Consider the following 16,994-nt stretch of genomic DNA (forward strand, 5'->3'; position numbering starts at 1 on the left):
GAAAAAGAAGCCCGGAGGGAACACCCCCTAGGCTTATTTGTTGATTTCATGTTCACACGCAGAGTAACCTGCTGATTATCATGCAAGGAAGAATAGTGGTTTATAGAGATTTTTTATTTTCCCATATAAATTCTAACCGTTTCGCCTTCTTTAACTTTCGTTCCGGCTGCAGGAGACTGCTTGACCACTTTATCTCCTTCGCCACTCACATCTAATTTTAAATTAAGTAGCTGTTCTTGTAACTCTTTTTTTGACATTCCTACGACATTTGGTACTTTTATCATTGGTGTGTCCAGCCACGTTAACTCTTTTTCGATTTGGCCTTTACGCGGTTTAACGTCCATCACACGCAAACTGTCTTCAATCATTTTACCTACAATCGGAGCTGCTACAACTCCACCAAACTGAATGGTGCCTTTTGGATTATCAACCGCAACATACACGACAATTTCAGGGTTATCTGCTGGTGCAACACCGATAAAAGAAACGATGTGATTGTTTTTTAAATACTTTCCATTTTGAGCTTTCTGCGCAGTACCCGTCTTTCCACCAACGCGGTACCCTTCCACAAAAGCTCCTTTTCCGCTTCCTTGTGCTACTACACTTTCAAGCGCAAAACGCACTTGCTTAGACGTTTCCTCGGAAATAACTTTTCGCTTAGCAACCGGCTTATGACTGCTTACAACTTTTCCGGTAGTTGGATCCACCCACTCTTTTGCAATATAAGGTTCATAAAGCGTTCCACCGTTTACGGCTGCGGAAACAGCAGCTACCTGTTGAATAGGCGTAACAGCAACCCCTTGCCCAAAAGCTGTTGTAGCTTGTTCAACCGGACCTACGCGCTCAAGCGGGAACAAAATTCCTTTTGCTTCCCCTTGTAAATCAATACCTGTTTTTTGACCAAAGCCAAATTCTTTAATGTATTTGAACAACTTCTCTTTTCCTAAACGTTCCCCAAGCTCCACAAAACCAGGGTTACATGAGTTCTGTACAACTTCTAAAAAAGACTGCTGTCCATGTCCGCCTTTTTTCCAGCAGCGAAGTCTCGCTCCTCCAACTTCCGCGGCTCCATCATCGTAAAATTGATCTTTTAGTAAATCCACTTTCTTTTCTTCAAGAGCAGCTGCCAGTGTAATAATCTTAAACGTTGATCCGGGCTCATATACGCTCCAGATTGGAAGATTGCGATTATACACCTCAGGCTTCACATTTTTAAAATCCGTCGGATCAAAGCCCGGACGGCTTGACATACCTAAAATTTCACCGTTTTTAGGATTCATGGCAATGGCAATCATACCATCTGGATTATAAGCTGTCTGAGCATTATCCAACTCACGCTCCATAATCGTTTGCACACGTGAATCAATGGTCAATCTCAAATCGAGCCCGTCCACAGGTGCTGTGTAGTCATCGGCTATATTAGGCATCTTTTTACCTTTAGCATCAGAATACAATTTAACTGAACCTTTTTGTCCTTTTAGCTCTTTATCATAATATAATTCAAGGCCCGTTAACCCTTGATTATCTACTCCCGCAAAGCCTAATACATGCGACAAATAACTCCCAAACGGATAGTACCGCTTCGAATCCTCAGCTATATATACGCCTTTTAAATTTAAATTTCGTACTTCATTTGCTTTCGCATGTGAAATTTTTCTTCCTTCAGGACGCAAATATACGCTAGAAGAAGCTTTTGTTATTTGTTCATATACTTTTTCTTTTGATGCTCCCAGCACTTTTGCTAACTTTTCAGCCGTAACAGCTGGATTCTCAACTTGTCTTGGCATAACTAAAACGGTCGGTGCACTTTTATTTGTAGCAAGTGCCACATCATTGCGATCTAGTATCTTTCCTCTTTCTGGTTCAAAAGGAATATTCCGACTCCATAAGTCTTTGGCTTTTTCAGTTAGCGTATCCCCAGTCAGCAACTGTACATATCCAAGCCTTGTATCAATAATCAAAAACACAATAAAACCGACAAACAAAACAATGGCTAGCCTTTTACGAACTGTGACTCCTGATACCCGCATATATTAGAACCTCCTCTGAATCGGCTCGTTCCAATATATGCTTGTACAGGATTCACTAGAACTTATTTTCTAGTCAAGTTGCTTATCGTCTTTTTTACTGTCAGATTCACTTTTTTCTGTTTCTTTTAACTTATTTAACGTGCTTGAAAATTCTTTAGGCGTTTCAAGTTCCACTTTCAGGTACGTTCCTGCTTTTAGCGGATCTCCTGCTTTAATACTTTGACTTACAACATAACCATTTTCAAGTGCGCTAGGTCGAACGTTGACAAATTCACTAAAGCGAATAACGTCACGATGTGAAAAACCTGTTAGATCAGGCATTGTGGCTTTTCCGTTTGTCTTAATGAACACGCGTTGACCAGCGACAATGGTATCAGAAGTCGGTGATTGGCTTTCTACCGTATCTCCTTTACCTATTACAACAGGAACAAGCCCTTTTTGTTTTAAGTCTTTCACGGCACTATTAACTGATTCATTAACGTAAGATTTAAGCGTGATTTCTGAATCCACTTTCTTTTCTTTCGTTTCTTTTCCGTCTTCATCCGTTTTTTGAGGCTCCACTCCTAAATACTGCAGGCTGTTTTTCATCACCGGATTAAATACGGCCGTAAGCGGCGCAGTACCCGTTTCTTGAGGCGTGAGAGTTGGATTTTTAACAGCTACATAGACAAGCAGCTTTGGATCTTTAGCAGGTGCAAAGCCCATAAAGGAAATGAAATTTTTCCCGTGTCCATGCAGGTAACCTCCGTTAGGACCAGGAATTTGAGCTGTTCCCGTCTTTCCAGCGACATCGTATCCTTCAATCGCGTAAGGTTTTCCTGTTCCGTCATCAGAAGAAACAACGGTTTCTAAAATACCTAGCGTTTCGTTCGCTGCTTTTTTAGAAATAGGCTGGCCTACTACGGTAGGTTTTGTTTTCTTAATCGTTTTTTTATTTGTTTCATCGACTACTTGTTTAATCACGTAAGGCTTCATCATCTTGCCGTCATTTGCAATTGCCGTAGCCGCTTGAATTTCTTGAATAGGCGTAAAAGCAGACGCTTGTCCAAACGCAGTGGTTACGCGGTCTCTCGGGTACTTCGTCACTAACTTGCTAGAAGCTTCGTTCGGCAAGTCAATTCCCGTCTTATCCATAAAACCAAACTTGTCTAAGTATTTATACAAACGATCGGTACCTAATTTTTCGTTGGCTAAAATGGCAACCGCTACATTTGAAGACCTTTGAATTCCTTCATTAAATGTAATAGCTCCCCAGCCGACTCCGCCGTTGTGATCGTTAATCGGAACGCTGTTTTTCGTTACTTTATAAGATCCCGACTGATAGCGGTCTTCACCGTTATAGACGCCTGCATCAATCGCGGCTGCTAGCGTAAAGATTTTCATCGTTGAACCAAGTTCATAGCTGTTTTCAACAAACGGATTACGATAAGAAGTGATATCGCGAATATTCGGGTCAAATGAAGGGCGGTTTGACATGGCCAAAATTTCACCGGTTTTCGGATTCACTACTGTTGCCATTAGCTCTTCTGGTTTATATTCTTTAGCAGCAGCTGTCATCGCATCCTCTAAAAACGTTTGAATTTTTTCATCAATCGTAAGCGTAACGCTGTCTCCGTTTTTAGGAGCTACAATTGACTCTTTTGGATCCGGAAGCTTAATTCCATTTTTAGCAGCTTCGTATTTTACATATCCATCTTCTTCAGAAAGCTGCTTATCAAATACTTTTTCAATTCCCATTTTCCCTACGATTTTACCCGTATCATCTTTTTGTGCGTATCCTAAAATACTTGAGGCGAAGACACCGTTTGGATAGAAGCGCTTCGAATCGCGTAAAAACGTGATGCCCGGGAGATTTAGTTTCTCAATTTTTTGCTTTAGCACGTTATCAATGTCACGTCCGCCTGGGCCAAGTTCGACTTGGAAGACGTCTTTAGACATCATTTTTTCAAGTTTAGACTCATCCATCTTCAACAATGGGGCTAATTTTTGAGCCGTCTTTTCTGGGTCTACCACGTGTTGCGGGTGATCTTTGTCTTTTGTTTGTTTTTTATCTAAAATCGCCACAACCGTATAAGCACCCGTGTCTTGGGCGATTGCTTCTCCATTTCGATCGTAAATCGTACCGCGCTGTCCTTCAATTTTAGACGTTCGCGTATGCTGTTTTTGTGCAATTTCGGCTAAAGCTTCTCCGTCTGCTTTGCCCGTCGTTTGGATGTAAAAGAACCTGATGGCTAATACAAAAAAGAGCAATGCAAATATTAAAATTAATATTGCTGCTCCTGTACTAATATTGCTATTTTTTCTTGGCGTAGTCATCGCAATTAATCGTTAACGACTTTTACGTTATTTTCATTCAATTTTAGTCCAAGTTCTTTTGCTTTTGTCCAAATACGATCGTATGCACTTAACTCTGTTACCTGTAATTTTAACTCATTGTTTTTTGCTTCTTGCTTGTCAATCTTTCCATCGAGTGATTGCACTTCTTCACTGATGCTATAAAGCGAAGATTGATTTGAAATGATTTGCACAGACCCAAACAGCATGAGTGCGACAAACCCAGAATACACAATTTTTTCACCAACCGTGATTTTTCTTTTTGTCTTTCGAACAACTTGACGTACCGTCTTTTGCTGCTTCTGCTGCTGATCTTGCTCTCTTACTTTGTATGCTACATTGTTCATTCTCGTCCCCTCCTCTTTGTTTAAACCCTTTTATTAGACTAATTTCTCAACAATTCGAAGCTTTGCCGAACGCGCTCGCTTATTTTCTTCTACCTCTTCTTCTGAAGGTAAAATAGGTTTTCTTGTAATGACTTTCATTTTAGGCTTAAATTCTTCTGGAATAACCGGCAGTCCATGAGGAAGCTGCGGAACCGTGCTTGCATTTTTAAACGCTACTTTACAAATCCGGTCTTCAAGTGAATGGAAGGTAATAACACTTACACGTCCACCTTTTTTGATCACATCCATAGCCTGTTCAATTGCATCTTCAAATACTTGCAGCTCATCATTTACAGCAATTCGAATAGCCTGGAAAATCCGTTTTGCCGGATGTCCACCCGTTCGTCTAGCTGGCGCTGGAATACCATCTTTAATAAGATCAACCAGCTCTAGCGTTGTTTCAATTGGTTTAGACTCTCGATATGCCTCAATTTTGCGGGCAATTTGTTTCGAAAACTTTTCTTCTCCGTATTGGAAAAAGATTTTCACAAGTTTTTCATAAGGCCATTCATTTACTACGTTGTACGCAGAAAACTTTGAGTTTTGATCCATGCGCATATCAAGCGGGGCCTCATGATGAAAGCTGAACCCTCGCTCTGGTGTATCCAACTGAGGAGACGAGACGCCTAGGTCAAACAATACTCCATCTACTTCTTCAATTCCATGTTTCATTAGCTGCTCTTTTAAATAGCGAAAATTACTTTTGATTAGAATAACTCTGTCTAGATACGGGGCTAATTTTTCTTTTGCATTTTCAAGAGCAACATCGTCTTGATCAAACGCAATTAATTTCCCTTTTTCTGATAGCTGTTTTACGATATATTCACTATGACCTGCTCCGCCAAGCGTGCAGTCGACATATACTCCATCCGGCTTAATATTTAAGCCTTCCGCTGCTTCTTTAAGCAAAACAGTTGTGTGATTAAACATTATGACACCTACTTCTTTCTAAACTACTTAGTTATGTATACAAAAAGCAAAAAACGGTGTTTTTCTTTGATATATATACACGTTTATATTATATATCAAAGTTCAACATTATTTCAGCTATTTATATAAGAATTAAGTAGAATTTTGTCTTTTTGTCACAAATAGTGTCATTTTGTTAAAAGTAGGACATATTCGTAGAATAAAATGTAAGGAATATAAGGTTTTTTGTGTGATTAGAAATAAATACCTTATAAGGATCCAATTGGTTGACATTCACCTTGTAAACTTGTTCTCTTTTCCAAAATAAAAATCCTGCTTTTCAGCAGGATTTTATTAGACATAGCAGACTTTTAACTGGTGATTTAATTCGACTTCAGCACTTAGTAAATCTGACACAAATTGCATACCATAGCCATTTAAATAATACATAATATTCCACATACGTTCTTGTGGAGCATTGTAGGGGCGAAGAGCAAGTTCAATTTGAGCATATTTTGAATGCTTCACATCGTGCTTCGTTAGCTGTTTGGATTCGACAATCTTTTGAATGGTTTCAAACTGCTTTTGAATAATCGCTCGATTTTTAAGCATGACTTCATCAAATGTTTTGTCTTCTTTTTGAATATTTTCACGAAGAGTTTTATGAATTTTTTCAAAATCTTCTTTCGCTTTTTCAAAATACATTTCGTACGGGTTGTGAACTTCTGTCTTAAGCCAGTGCTCCCTCTCTGCATCTACGCCTTCGTTCATTACGTTGGAAAGGTCTAACTGAAGTTCATCCATATACTTCTCGATATGTCTTTCTACGATTGCATAGGATAACCTCGGAACCACGGGAGGCATTTTAAAGCTAAATAAAGAAAATGCTTTTTCAAGCTCTGCCCAATACGCTACTTCCCCGGGACCTGCAATAAACGCAAGGGTAGGAAGTAAGTACTCCTGCATAAGGGGTCTAGTCACAACGTTATTACTAAGAAGCTCTGGCGTTTGTTTAGCAATTTGAACCAGCTCTTCTTTAGACAGCGCGAGTTCATTTAGCTTTCCAACAAACTGCTCTTGCTCTGCATCTCTTTCTAAAAGTACTCTGTTTTCGTTGTGTGAATAAAAGAGATGGGCCGTTTCTTCTCCCACTTCAATCATTCGTTTGTACTGTTTTTGAATCTCTGTTTGCTGTTCCATAACGGCTGACGATAATTTGTCATTTTGTTCAATTAACGTCACAAAGAAAGAAGATTCAATGCTGCGCACTTCTCTAGAAGCTGCATCCATTAAAATAAGACCTGACTCTGCAAACATTGTGGTAACCAAATGAGCAAAGAAATCGACATAGGTACGTGATTTATCTAACGCCTCTAAAACAAAGCGTAACACCTGATTTGTATGCGCCGTTTCGTTAAACGTTTGAAAAACATCACGAACCCAGCTTCTACAGGCTTCATGGTCTAGCTCAATTTGAGAAACCATTTGCTTTTTCTTTAAAGAATGCTTTAACGTTTTCTTTAAAAGCTGGTTTTTATGCTCTGTGTATACATGGTTGATCTCAGCAAAATCATGATCTTCTCCAGCAATCCAAAATACCGGAAGCACGGGCACGTTTAAAGCTTCCTCTTGTTGTTTAGCTAGCAGCACAATTGAAATCACTTTATGAATGGTGTACAAAGGACCTGTAAGCAGCCCCGCTTGCTGACCGCCAACGACTACTACGCTGTTAGGATCTTTTAGCTTTTCAATATTTTCAATCGTCTTAGAAGATGCTCCGTAGCGCTTATTAAAATCAAGCAGATACTCAGCAAGCTGTTCTCTTGGATAAGACTGCTTTTGAACATCCGCTAAACGTTTTTCATATACGTCTTTTTCGTGTATATTATAATGAAAAAAGGAAAGTGCTTGCTTTTCACCTTTTATGTAATCGTTCGTTAGTTTGTTTCCCGCCTTTAAAGAGACGTCTGTAATCTCCATGAAAGAACTTCCTTTCTTTTCCTAATACTTATATTCTCTACATATAGCTTCATTATCCATAATGTAACTGCTCACGTCTAGTAACATGCTTTACAGAGAGGAAATACGAAAAGCGATTCCACCTATATTTAATACAATATGTGCAATAAGAAACAAAACGAAATTCATCCGAAAGAACCCTTTCGCAATAAGCTTCATTTCTAAGTCATGTTTGACTTTCCAATGTACAAACATCATAATCATTGCTACAACTAAAAGGACTAACGCAATCAACCACAAAAAAGAGTGCCCGAAAATTTCCACAGCTGCATAATGCACGGACAAAATAAGAAAAACCGTAGTAATGTACGTTGCTATGTGGACAGATTTCCTTTTATTTTTCGTCAGTTTGCGTAAAAGCATGTATAGAATAAAAAAACCGACGAGCGGCAGAGTGACAAACGTCGCAAAAACTCCAGCAATAAAACTTCCCATGTTACTCACCCTTTTCTTCTTCGATTCCTTTTATTGACCCATATAAAAAGTCAACAATAGGCGTCGACGTTCTTTTTTCAGCAGCTTGTGTTTGGATATAACCTAAGATAGCATCAATCTCGGTTTGCCGCCCCTCCTGTATATCTTTTAGCATAGAAGATTGATTTGTACTCGTGCGGGAACAAACCCCCAGCGCATTTTCCCAATAATTAAAAGCTGAATCTAGCTTTAATACATCCGCAATCTCTTCAAACAATAGACGCATCATTTTATAAAAATAGCTGTTGTGAATCAGCTGCCCATTTTTCACGCGATACAGCGCTGTAAGAGGATTGATGAGCGCATTTACAACTAATTTCTTCACCAGCATCGCATACCAATCTGTTTCAATCATCCAAGGAAAATTCACAATTGGTAAGATAGACTCCATTTCTCCTCTGTACGAAGCAATACGGGTTGCTCCTATTCCTGTATGATGGACGCTATCCATATTTGTACGCATTGCCCCGTGTTCAACTGTACCCAAATAAAGAGTAAGTTGCGGGAGGTTTTTGAGAATTTCAATATGGCTCATACCGTTTTGGATAAACAAAAGGGGAGTATGTATAGTAAGGGTTTTAATAAAAGGGATCATCTCTTTTAAATGATACTGTTTTACAGTGATAATGATTAAATCTGCTTCTTTTATGTTTTTTTCCAGAGGGATAGCACTGACTTTTTTCGTGTGATGTTCCCCTTGTCTATGTAAGGTAATTCCATTTTCGTTAATACACTTTGCTTGAGCTTGTGTTTTCGTGTACAAGGTTACATCATAACAATCTGATAAATACGCGCTAAACAACAGACCTAATGATCCGCCTCCAATAATACCTATAGTTTTCATCGTATTTTTTGTTCCTCTTTCTATTATTGAGTTTCATTTTAGCAAAAAAATGCTTTGAATTAAATGCATTCTTTAAATTTTACCTATTCATATAGCCCGCGTGATTAAAAATCACCGGGCTTATTGTAAATTATTTAGAGTGATCCCGTTTTTTTCTATTATACGGGATACACCGGATGTTTACGACGGCTAAAGGTCACATTCTTTGTTTCATATAATCGAAAGCGGTCAATTAAAGTTCGACGCAGTTCGTTAGCAGGAACGATGTCATCAATAATAAGTTCAGACGCCAGCGTATAGATATCGATGTGTTCTTTATACTCTTGCTGTTTCTGTTTAACAAACATAAACCGCTCTTTCGGATCTTCAATTTCATTAATTTTATTAGAATAGACGGCATTTACCGCTGCTTCAGGACCCATTACGGCAATTTGAGCAGTAGGCAATGCAAGGCAGCAATCCGGTTCAAAAGCTGGACCAGCCATAGCGTAAAGCCCTGCGCCATAAGCTTTACGCATGACTACGGAAATTTTAGGAACTGTAGCTGAACTCATCGCTGCAATCAATTTTGCTCCATGTCTAATGATGCCTGCTCTTTCTACTTTGGTTCCAATCATAAATCCAGGTACGTCTGCTAAAAATAGCAAAGGAATATGGAAGGCATCGCACAGTTGAATAAATTTTGCGCCTTTATCTGCTGAATCTACAAACAGCACTCCTCCTTTGACCTTCGGCTGATTGGCAATAATCCCTACTACTTTTCCATCTATTCGTGCAAGCCCTGTTACCAGTTCGGCGGCAAACAGTTTTTTCACTTCAAAGAAGCTCCCTTCGTCAATAAGGGTATCAATTGCTTCATAGATATCAAACGGAACATTTTGATTCTCCGGAATGAGTTCTACTAACGCTTTTGTCTGCTTGGGCTCTTTAGCTTTTTGTACTTTAGGCTTCTCTTGATAGTTTTGCGGAAAGTACGTTAAATAAGATTTGGCATACGAAATAGCTTCTTCTTCTGAATAAGCTAACACATCCCCGCACCCGCTAACGCTGCAGTGCATATGTGCTCCTCCCATTTCCTCTAGCGTAACTTTTTCTCCAATAACGGCTTCGGCCATACGCGGCGAACCTAAGTACATAGAAGCGTTTCCATCTACCATCACAACAATATCACAAAATGCAGGGATATAAGCCCCTCCAGCTGCTGACGGACCGAAAAGCAAACAAATTTGAGGAATGACGCCGGAAAGTTTTACTTGATTGTGAAAGATCCGTCCAGCTCCTCTGCGGTTTGGAAACATATCTAATTGATCCGTAATACGTGCTCCAGCAGAATCCACTAGGTACAGCAAAGGCACATGCAGTTTTTCCGCTACTTCTTGAATCCGAATAATTTTCTCTACTGTTCTGGCCCCCCAAGACCCTGCTTTTACAGTAGAGTCATTAGCCATTACACAAACCGTTTCACCGTTTACTTTTCCAATTGCGGTTACAACACCGTCTGCCGGCAACCCTTCGGCTTTATTATTTGCAAACATGCCGTCTTCTTCATATTTCCCGTCATCAAATAAAAGGGCTAGACGATCTCTTACAAAAAGCTTCTGTTGTTTTGCAAGTTTCTCTTTATATTTTTCCGCGTTGCCACGCTCTACTTTTTGACGATTTTCATCATATTTTTTCTGAGATTCACCTGTATGTATCATGATATCTCTCCTTTATGAGTTATGAAATAGTCACCAAAACGTCGCCTTCGTTCACAAAATCCCCCACCGCTATATGGACAGTCTCTGCAATACCGGCTTGATCGCTTTCAATAGGAATTTCCATTTTCATAGATTCTAATACAACAACAACTTCTCCTTTAGCTACACTTGCACCTTGCTGAACAAACACATTAAATACCATGCCTGCCATTGTCGCTTTGATTTCACTCATTGCGGTGCTCCTCCTTTGTTTAATACGGTTGATAATAACGATGTGTTATAGGCGCCTTTTTCATATAACTCTTCATTTAACAACTGCTTAAATAGAGGAATATTCGTTTTGATTCCCTCTACGACAGCTTCTGTAAAATATGATTTAGCTAGTTCAATTGCATTTGAACGCGTACGACCAGTAATGATAACTTTTGCAATCATTGGATCATAAAAAGGTGTAACCGCATTCATATTTCTGTAACCGCTATCTACTCGTGCATAAGTTCGTTCGGGTAAGTGATAACCCGTAATTTTTCCGGGAGCCGGTAAAAAAGTAAACGGATCTTCTGCATAAATTCGAAATTCGATCGCGTAGTTATTAGCTGCTATTTCCTCTTGTACACGGGGAAGCTTCTCACCGCGAGCCGCTAAGATTTGCCACTTAACTAAATCGACTCCTGCAATTTGCTCGGTGATCGGATGCTCAACTTGAAGCCGCGTGTTCATTTCAAGAAAATAAAAATTTTCTTCTTCGTCCACGATAAACTCTACCGTACCTGCGTTATAATAGCCGATTGCTTTAGCCGCTTGAACGGCTTGATTTTGCATAGCTTGTCGCGTATTTTCTTTTAAAGAAAGCGCCGGGGCTTCTTCAATCACTTTTTGATTTCTTCTTTGTACAGAACAATCTCGTTCAAAAAGATGAACAATATTACCATGCTGATCTCCAAACACCTGCACTTCGATATGTCTTGCGTTTACGATCAGCTTTTCAATAAACATTCCTTCATGACCAAAATATGCTTTTGCTCTTGCTTTTGTTGAGGCATATACTTGTTTCACTGCATCTTCGTTATCACAGCGCACCATTCCAATTCCTCCGCCTCCTCCGCTTGCTTTTAGCATAACCGGGTATCCAATCATACCTGCTACTTTACAAGCCTCTTCAACGGAAGTGACGTCTCCTTCGCTGCCTGGAACAACCGGTACACCCGCTTCTTTCATCGCAGCGCGGGCAGCAATTTTGTCGCCCATTATCGAAATGATTTCGGGAGAAGGACCGATAAAGCAAAAGCCTTCATCAATCGCTCTTTTAGCAAATGCACTATTTTCCGATAAAAATCCATATCCAGGATGAATGGCGTCTACTTTTTCTTCATGACTAATTCGCAGCAGCTCTTCTACATTCAAATATGACTTTTGCACAGGAGGTTCTCCAATTCGACGTGCCTTCGTAGCCGCTTGAACATACGGAAGCTCTGCATCTGCATCAGAATAGACAGCCACCGTTTCAATGCCCATTTGTTTGCATGTATGAATAATACGAAGAGCAATTTCTCCTCGATTTGCAATCAGTATTTTTTTCACCTTTCTCTCCCCTTTCCTCAAATTTCTACTTTCCCCCATATAATTCTACAATAATTTTAAAACTCCTCTACATTTTTTGAAAACGCTTTCTATCTGAATTCTGCTTCCCTTTTGCTTCCTTTCTAAAAAGTGATGCTTATAGTAATGTATTCTTCATATTTAACCGAAAGAATTCATTTTTCTTTATACGCATTGACTATTCGTTCACCAATCCTGAAAACAGAATATTTTGTATTTTTGTTATATAATATTAGATGAACGAACTGGCTTGGTTCGTTCATCTAGCAAGGAGACATAACAAGGGGGATATGGGATGAATTACGAAGTGAAGCATTTAAAAATTAATTTTAAAACGCTAGAAGAGTTCAAGAAATTCAAAGAATATGGCATTCAAGAACTTTCAATGCTAGAAGAATTACATGCTAAGATTTCCGATAATGAAATAAATTCTCCGTTTTACGGCATTTATTTTGGAAATAGCTTAGTGGCTCGCATGAGTCTCTATAAGCGAAACAAACAGTACGATCAATATTTCGAGCCGCCTCAAACGTATATTGAAGTGTGGAAACTTGAAGTGCTCAGCGATTTTCAGCGCAAAGGATTAGGCCAAACGCTCGTTGAATATGCCAAGTCCTTTCAATTACCTATCAAAACAAGCCCGCGAGTAAAATCGAGTGATTTTTGGTCAAAAATGGGGTTCGTACCTGTAACGTATGATATCGATCGCGATTTGGGAGAAAACCCTCTTATTTGGCTACCAAACGGTGTAAGCGAACAAAAATAAACAGCTGATTTTCAGCTGTTTATTTTATATCTATGTGGTATATATAATTAACATGAAGTAGGAAGCATTCAAGCTATCGCTTTACTTTTGAACTTTTTCTAAATTTAAATTTTTATCCACTTGAAATTTCACTTTTCTACTTTTTTCATCCTCTTTTAATACAACCATTTTACGAGCCCTCTCCATAATTTCAATAAGAGCTTTATAATCATCTTCCACAATTAACAAGTTGTTTTGCAAAGCTTTTTTTTCTTTTTCCAAAATCGTTACTTTCTCTTGTAAACGTTCAATCTTTTGCTGCAGTTCTTCATTAGCTTCGAGAAGCTCCGACGAGTGTTTTTGCCCTTGATCTACATTTTCTAAATACTTAATTACTTCATTAAGCGAAATATGTTTCTCTGCTTCCATATATGATAAGCGTGCAGGCTGCTCGTCGTCTTTTGAAACAGTTCTTGCTTTTAATTCTTTTCTCTGTTTTTTCGCAAGGTCAATACCAGTTTTGTATTGTTTGCGCACAAAAGAATTCCAGCGGAAGCCACAAGCTGCTGATGTTCGTGTAAGTTTCTTCCCCACTTCTTCAAATGCAGCTAGCTGAGTGCCACCTTCACGTATATGACGCAGTACAATTTCTGCGAGTAATAAATCTTCATCATGAGTCCATGCATCTTGACGAGAAGAAGTCATTTTTCTATCCCTCCTTATCCGTACTTATTAAATGAATATGCACCTACTAGATAAGATAGACTATTGTTCCTCTTCTCAATCAAGAAAATCTTTCATATACTTCGAAGCAAAATGGGAAACCCGTGATTCTTTCATCTTTCGCTTATTAACTATATTGCTATGGAAATGCAGTTCATAACTATGTTTTTTTAACGATGACCTTTTGAACCGCTTCTTCATGTTCAGGAGACTCCCACAAAATCGAACAGCGATGAATTTCTTGTTCCATTCGATTCCAAACCCGGCTTTGCTCCCATTTTTCAATAGCGATTTCTTTGTAAGCTTGCAATACTTGGGTCGATTTATGAGTAATAGGCGCTAACCACTCCTCACACCTCATAGTTAGCTCTTTAAACGACGTGACATAGGAAAGAAACCCAATTTGCTTTGCTCGTTCTACTCCATACAGCTGAGCACTGTAGATCATTTCCATCGCTTCTTGATAACGCAGCTTTTCCAGAAGAATGGTTCCTCCTCCCCAGCCTGTTGTAATTCCTAAATTCCCTTGAATAAAGCCCATTTCACTATGTGTTGCACTTATACGGAAATCACATGCAATCGCAAGCTCACATCCTCCCCCAACCGATGTTCCATTCAAAAGGGCAACTGTTGGTTTTGGGAGCGTTAAGATCTCATAAAGAATTTTCCCCATTTTCGTTAACATTTGAGACGCCTCTTTCGAAGTCTTTAGCTCATGAAATACGCTTAAATCTCCTCCACTGCAAAATGCGTCTGAACCAGCACCTGTAATTACAAAAGCTTTTACTAACTGATTATGTTTCACATACTCTACAGCTTGCTGCAGTTCATTCATCACATCATAATCAATAGCATTACGCTTTTCAGGACGATTAATCACAAATGTAGCAATGCCTTGGCTTGTAGTAAACAGCTCGCTTTTTTTCATGCTTTTTCCTCCTTATAGACAAGGTATGAATCCTTTTATAACAGTAATTGTTTATTTAAAAAGAGTTCTTGTTCTATAAGAAAAATCCTTCTCTTCCAAAGGGCAGAGAAGGAAAAAAGGCAAAAAAATAAAAGACCCTTTAAAAGGGTCTTTTATTTAAATAAGCAATTATTTGCTTACTACGTCATTTCCTTTGTAAGTACCACAAGCTTTACATACGCGGTGTGATAGTTTCATTTCACCACAATTTGGGCACTCTACCATACCAGGAACTTGTAATTTAAAGTGCGTACGACGCGTTCTTTTCTTCATTTTAGATGTTCTTCTAAAAGGTACAGCCATTATTCCCACCTCCTTAAAAGAATTTTAAAATCATATGAAGGCCCGAAAGCCGGATCTTCGCATTTTTATTTCTTTTTGTCTTTAAAGAAATTTTCGAGTACGGCTAAGCGGGGATCTACTTTTTCCTGCTGTTCTTCTTCGGTAACAACTTCCCAGTCTTTTCCTGACTGTGGAGCTGCTCCTGCCGCTTGCTGATTTTCACTAAATACCTGCAGAGGAATTTCAACAATAATTAACTCTTGAATCAAAGGTTGTAAATCAACCGTTTCTCCCTCTACAACACGTACTTCAGCATCTTCTTCATAATCAGCATTCACATTCAATAAAAACGTTTCGGTTGCGTTAATTTCAAACGGATACGGAACGTCAACTAATGTACGAGCACAAGGTAACGTCATTTCTCCTGAAATTTTAAGGTGAAACGTTACTTTCGAAGAGCTAATGTCGGCTCTTCCTTTCACGTTTACATCTGACATTCTACGAATTTGAGGATCAGCATTCATAAACTCCTTGCCGTCAATCACTTCGTCAAATGTTAGACCTTTATTTTGCAACTGATACAATTGATGTATTGTCCATTTCATTGTTAATCACCTCAAGGCAACAAAGGTTATTATAGCTTTCACAAGATTATTTGTCAATATTTTTTCTTTACACTATAATGTACTTAAATATGCTTTTTTGTAAAAATTTCTTACTTTCATAAAAAAATGTTTTTAAAACAAAGAGCTAGACTAAAAATAATAAATTAAAAGGAGACATTATGCAAGCAGTTGGAATAATTGTCGAATATAATCCTTTTCATAACGGACATGCTTATCATTTGCAGCAAGCGAAACAACAAACCGGAGCAGATTGTGTGATTGCTGTGATGAGCGGGCATTTTTTGCAGCGCGGAGAACCTGCTCTTGTATCGAAATGGTCCCGCACAAGAATGGCTTTAGCCGCTGGTGCAGACTTAGTCGTTGAATTACCTTATGCTTTTTCTACTCAAAAAGCTGAAACATTCGCAAGCGGCGCTATTTCTATTTTAGAATCTCTTCACGCTGACTTTGTATGCTTTGGGAGCGAAAATGGCAATATTGACTCATTTACCCGCACCTCTGATTTGCTCGAAGCTCATGAATCAGAACTATCCGCTTTAATTCAACAAGAGATGAAAAAAGGAAACAGTTATCCAAAAGCAGCTTCCAATGCTTTCTTACAGCTTTTTACGGAGGCTCCTATTGATCTATCTCAGCCAAATAATGTGCTTGGAATGAGCTATGTAGCTGCCATTAAAAAACAGCATGCATCTATTAAACCATATACAATCACTCGAATTCAATCACATTATCACGATGATTCACTGTCTTCCTCTTTTATTTCAAGTGCCACAAGCATACGTAAAGCTATTTTTGACACCAGCAGCCATGGGGACCTGAGCAAGCATATGCCAGTTAGTACAGCAAACGAATTAGCAGCTTACAAACAAGCACACGGACAGTTTCATCATTGGGAGCACTATTTCCCATTTTTGAAATACAAATTATTAACTACTCCACTTTATGACTTACAGCGTATTTATGAAATAGAAGAAGGTATTGAACACCGGCTGCTATCTTATATTTCTTCATCTACTTCATTTGAAGATTTTTTAACAAATGTTAAAACGAAGCGATATACGAGAACCCGTTTACAGCGCATGTGCGTTCACCTTTTAACCAATACAACAAAAAGTGAGATGCAGCAAGCTGACCCTTATATTCGCTTATTGGGAATGTCAAAGACAGGACAAGCCTATTTAAAAACAATTAAGAAAAAGCTGTCCCTTCCTATTGTATCCACTGTATCGCAATGTAAACTAAAAGAAATTGATACCGATATTAAAGCCACACATGTTTATAGTATGCCGTTTCAAGAGCCTCTGCGCTCTCAGTTTATGAAACAAGAATATACGCAGCCTCCTATCATTTGGCCAT

The 16,994-nt window shown here is 38.9% G+C and carries 16 protein-coding genes; 2 read left to right on the forward strand and 14 right to left on the reverse strand.

Features of this window, described 5'->3' with window-relative positions:
• Positions 1 to 113: 113 nt before the first annotated feature.
• The 10 genes from N178_RS02620 to N178_RS02665 form a co-directional block, all read right to left on the reverse strand.
• Positions 114 to 2,030: a stage V sporulation protein D gene (locus tag N178_RS02620; protein ID WP_013084856.1), complete on the reverse strand. Its 1,917-nt coding sequence runs from the start codon at positions 2,028 to 2,030 to the stop codon at positions 114 to 116.
• Positions 2,031 to 2,099: 69 nt separating this feature from the next.
• On the reverse strand, positions 2,100 to 4,346 hold the full coding sequence (locus N178_RS02625; RefSeq protein ID WP_045290223.1) for a penicillin-binding protein: 2,247 nt from the start codon (positions 4,344 to 4,346) through the stop codon (positions 2,100 to 2,102).
• 5 nt (positions 4,347 to 4,351) lie between these two features.
• Positions 4,352 to 4,711 carry a cell division protein FtsL gene (gene ftsL / locus N178_RS02630; RefSeq protein WP_013058965.1) on the reverse strand — a complete coding sequence of 120 codons (360 nt, stop codon included), beginning with the start codon at positions 4,709 to 4,711 and terminating at the stop codon, positions 4,352 to 4,354.
• Positions 4,712 to 4,744: 33 nt separating this feature from the next.
• Entirely contained in the window at positions 4,745 to 5,680 is a 936-nt protein-coding gene (gene rsmH / locus N178_RS02635) for a 16S rRNA (cytosine(1402)-N(4))-methyltransferase RsmH (RefSeq protein WP_028411477.1), read from the reverse strand.
• A gap of 333 nt (positions 5,681 to 6,013) precedes the next feature.
• Positions 6,014 to 7,639, reverse strand: coding sequence for a bacillithiol biosynthesis cysteine-adding enzyme BshC (bshC, locus tag N178_RS02640; RefSeq protein ID WP_045290226.1), 1,626 nt, complete (start codon positions 7,637 to 7,639; stop codon positions 6,014 to 6,016).
• A 90-nt stretch (positions 7,640 to 7,729) separates the two neighbouring features.
• Positions 7,730 to 8,113 (reverse strand): DUF3397 domain-containing protein, encoded by a 384-nt coding sequence (locus N178_RS02645; RefSeq protein WP_013058968.1) that lies wholly within the window; start codon positions 8,111 to 8,113, stop codon positions 7,730 to 7,732.
• Position 8,114: 1 nt separating this feature from the next.
• Positions 8,115 to 8,996 carry a 2-dehydropantoate 2-reductase gene (locus N178_RS02650; protein ID WP_045290228.1) on the reverse strand — a complete coding sequence of 294 codons (882 nt, stop codon included), beginning with the start codon at positions 8,994 to 8,996 and terminating at the stop codon, positions 8,115 to 8,117.
• Positions 8,997 to 9,154: 158 nt separating this feature from the next.
• Positions 9,155 to 10,696, reverse strand: a complete 1,542-nt coding sequence (locus N178_RS02655; RefSeq protein ID WP_045290229.1) for an acyl-CoA carboxylase subunit beta — start codon at positions 10,694 to 10,696, stop codon at positions 9,155 to 9,157.
• Positions 10,697 to 10,715: 19 nt separating this feature from the next.
• Positions 10,716 to 10,928 (reverse strand): biotin/lipoyl-containing protein, encoded by a 213-nt coding sequence (locus N178_RS02660; protein ID WP_013058971.1) that lies wholly within the window; start codon positions 10,926 to 10,928, stop codon positions 10,716 to 10,718.
• Entirely contained in the window at positions 10,925 to 12,277 is a 1,353-nt protein-coding gene (locus N178_RS02665; protein WP_045290231.1) for an acetyl-CoA carboxylase biotin carboxylase subunit, read from the reverse strand. The genes N178_RS02660 and N178_RS02665 overlap by 4 nt, the downstream gene beginning before the upstream one ends.
• Before the next feature lie 313 nt (positions 12,278 to 12,590).
• Here N178_RS02665 and N178_RS02670 point away from each other — a divergent pair, with 313 nt between their 5' ends.
• The gene (locus N178_RS02670; RefSeq protein ID WP_013058973.1) at positions 12,591 to 13,061 is read left to right on the forward strand and encodes an N-acetyltransferase; all 471 of its coding nucleotides are present in this window, start codon (positions 12,591 to 12,593) and stop codon (positions 13,059 to 13,061) included.
• An 81-nt stretch (positions 13,062 to 13,142) separates the two neighbouring features.
• Here N178_RS02670 and N178_RS02675 read toward each other — a convergent pair whose 3' ends face one another.
• The 4 genes from N178_RS02675 to N178_RS02690 all read right to left on the reverse strand — a co-directional run bounded on the left by N178_RS02675 (position 13,143) and on the right by N178_RS02690 (position 15,617).
• The gene (locus tag N178_RS02675; RefSeq protein ID WP_028411482.1) at positions 13,143 to 13,745 is read right to left on the reverse strand and encodes an RsfA family transcriptional regulator; all 603 of its coding nucleotides are present in this window, start codon (positions 13,743 to 13,745) and stop codon (positions 13,143 to 13,145) included.
• Between the two features lie 178 nt (positions 13,746 to 13,923).
• The gene (locus tag N178_RS02680; RefSeq protein ID WP_045290233.1) at positions 13,924 to 14,691 is read right to left on the reverse strand and encodes an enoyl-CoA hydratase/isomerase family protein; all 768 of its coding nucleotides are present in this window, start codon (positions 14,689 to 14,691) and stop codon (positions 13,924 to 13,926) included.
• A 168-nt stretch (positions 14,692 to 14,859) separates the two neighbouring features.
• The gene (gene rpmF, locus N178_RS02685; protein WP_013058976.1) at positions 14,860 to 15,033 is read right to left on the reverse strand and encodes a 50S ribosomal protein L32; all 174 of its coding nucleotides are present in this window, start codon (positions 15,031 to 15,033) and stop codon (positions 14,860 to 14,862) included.
• Between the two features lie 65 nt (positions 15,034 to 15,098).
• Positions 15,099 to 15,617 (reverse strand): YceD family protein, encoded by a 519-nt coding sequence (locus N178_RS02690; protein ID WP_045290236.1) that lies wholly within the window; start codon positions 15,615 to 15,617, stop codon positions 15,099 to 15,101.
• 179 nt (positions 15,618 to 15,796) lie between these two features.
• Between N178_RS02690 and N178_RS02695 the strand changes: the two genes are divergently transcribed.
• Positions 15,797 to 16,994 (forward strand): nucleotidyltransferase (locus tag N178_RS02695; protein WP_045290237.1); only part of this gene is annotated, 1,198 nt, incomplete at its 3' end.

It is taken from the genome of Priestia aryabhattai B8W22 (genome assembly GCF_000956595.1).
Lineage (GTDB): Bacteria > Bacillota > Bacilli > Bacillales > Bacillaceae_H > Priestia > Priestia aryabhattai.